The following is a 2,214-nucleotide window of genomic DNA, read 5'->3' on the forward strand; positions in this document are numbered from 1 at the left end:
CGTAAGCGCTCCACGAACCCCATCTGTTGAGCGGATTGTGGTTCCGGGACACTGAGCCTTCCAGATGCATGGGAGGCTTGGAGTATGTGGTTATCCCCAGTACGCGCCCGCTGGTTGGGCCATTTGTATCACGCCCATGCCTTGGGGTTGTCGCTGAGTGAGTATGCCCGGCGGCAGGATGTCTCGCTGGCCGAGCTGATGGACTGGGAGCGCCGGCTGCATGAGGCCGGCGTTCCGGTTCCGGAGCGCCACCGCCCGGCACGGTTTGTGGCCGTGGAGGTGGTGGCATGATCCGGCCCGGGAGCGATGTGGCGGTGTATCTGTGCCGCGAGCCCGTGGACATGCGCAAGTCGATTGACGGTTTGTCGCTGCTCGTCCAGGAGGTCATGGCGTGCGATCCGTTCACCGCGGCGGTGTTCGTGTTCTGCAACCGGGCGCGGGATAAGGTGAAGATCCTGTTCTGGGAGCGCAACGGCTTCGTGGTCTGGTACAAGCGCCTCGAGCAGGAGCGGTTCAAGTGGCCGGAGTGCGGTGAGCGGGATCGGCTCACGCTCTCGGGGCAGGAGCTCAACTGGTTGCTCGACGGCATCGACATCACCCGCATGCAGCCGCACAAAGCGCTGCATTTTCAGTCGGTTGGATGAAAAACGTGCTCGCCTCAAGGGTGGTGTTTTGGTACAATTGGCCGCATGAACAAGGCCGATGCCAACACGATATCGACGGCTTCCGAGCTGCGGCGCGAACTCGATGCGCAGCGCGCCGAGATCGAACGCCTCCAGGCCCAGCTCGCCGAGAAGGAGGCCGCCTGGGCGGCGGAGAAGCGCTCGCTGTTCGAGCAGATCCGGCTGCTACTGGATAACCGCTTCGGCCCCTCCACCGAGAAGTACAGCATCAAGCAGCAGGACATGTTCTTCGACGAGGCCGAGAGCCTGACCGATGACCCTGCCGAGGAAGACGATGCCGGTGACGACAGCATCGACAACGATGCGCAGCCGGCCCGCAGTGGCGGCAAGCGTCGCCGGGGCGGCCGTGCCCCGCTGCCACCGGAGCTGCCCCGCGTGGACATCGTCCACGACCTCCCCGAGGACGCGCAGCAGTGTGCCTGCGGCTGCGGCGCACTCACCCGTATCGGTGAGGAAGTCACCGAGCAGCTCGACATCATCCCGGCCCAGATCCAGGTGCTGCGCCACGTGCGCATCAAGTACGCCTGCCGCACCTGCGAGGACGGTGTGCAGATCGCCGATCTGCCGCCGCAGCCGCTGCCGAAGAGCAACGCGAGCCCCGGGCTGCTCGCCTATATCGCAACAGCGAAGTACCAGGATGCACTGCCGCTGTATCGCCAGGAGCAGGTCTTCAAACGGCTGGGGCTGGAGCTGCCGCGGAACACGCTCGCCCGCTGGATGGTGGAGATGGGCGCGCTGCTCGCCCCACTGGCCGAGCGCATGCGCACTCATCTGCACGGCGCTGAGCTCATCCACATGGACGAGACCACCGTGCAGGTGAACACAGAGCCCGGGCGGGCCGCCTCCAGCCCCTCGTACATGTGGGTCCAGCGCGGCGGGCCGCCTGGCGCCGAGGTGGTGCTGTTCGACTACGACCCCAGCCGCTCGGGCCAGGTCCCGCGGCGCCTGCTGGATGACTATGGTGGCATCCTGCTCACCGACGGCTACGAGGGCTATGCCCAGGTCGTGCGCGATAATGCCATCACCCATGCCGGGTGCTGGGCGCATGCCCGCCGGAAGTTCAAAGAGGCCCAGAAGGTCCAGCCCAAGGGCAAGACCGGCAAGGCCGACCGGGCGCTGGCGTCCATCGGCAAGCTCTACCGCGTGGAACGCGAGGCGCAGGGCATGCCCGTTGCGGAGCGTGAACGCCTGCGTGCCACGCACAGCCAGCCGCTGATCAAGGATCTGCGCCGTTGGCTCGACCAGTCCCTGGAACAGGTGCCGCCGAAGAGCGCCATCGGCAAGGCCGTGCACTACCTCAACAGTCAATGGCCCCGGCTTACTCGGTTCCTGGAGGATGGCCGCATCCCGCTGGACAACAACCCCGCGGAGAACGCCATCCGGCCGTTCGTGGTGGGGCGCAAGAACTGGCTGTTCAGCCACACGACGCGGGGTGCCCAGGCCAGTGCGACGATCTACAGCGTCATCGAGACGGCGAAGATCAACCGTCTGGAGCCCTACGCGTACCTGCTCGAGGTGTTAAAGAACCTGC

Annotated in this window: 3 protein-coding genes; all 3 read left to right on the forward strand. The window is 65.9% G+C overall.

Translation table 11 applies throughout. The annotated features are described in order from the left end of the window. Window positions 1–84: 84 nt before the first annotated feature. Window positions 85–291, forward strand: coding sequence for an IS66 family insertion sequence element accessory protein TnpA (gene tnpA, locus ACNSTU_RS17445; RefSeq protein ID WP_167780922.1), 207 nt, complete (start codon window positions 85–87; stop codon window positions 289–291). Continuing rightward, entirely contained in the window at window positions 288–644 is a 357-nt protein-coding gene (tnpB, locus tag ACNSTU_RS17450; protein WP_418212807.1) for an IS66 family insertion sequence element accessory protein TnpB, read from the forward strand. Before tnpA ends, tnpB begins: the two co-directional genes overlap by 4 nt. A 45-nt stretch (window positions 645–689) precedes the next feature. Then, on the forward strand, window positions 690–2,214 hold a 1,525-nt coding region (gene tnpC, locus ACNSTU_RS17455), incomplete at its 3' end, for an IS66 family transposase (protein ID WP_418212808.1).

The sequence above is a fragment of the Aquisalimonas sp. APHAB1-3 genome (assembly GCF_048323695.1).
Classification (GTDB): Bacteria; Pseudomonadota; Gammaproteobacteria; order Nitrococcales; family Aquisalimonadaceae; genus Aquisalimonas.

What these genes read in the sequence shown, in the direction of transcription:
- tnpA (WP_167780922.1), top strand. Translation starts at nt 85, where the DNA reads ATGTGGTTATCCCCAGTACGCGCCCGCTGGTTGGGCCATTTGTATCAC.
- tnpB (WP_418212807.1), top strand. Translation starts at nt 288, where the DNA reads ATGATCCGGCCCGGGAGCGATGTGGCGGTGTATCTGTGCCGCGAGCCC.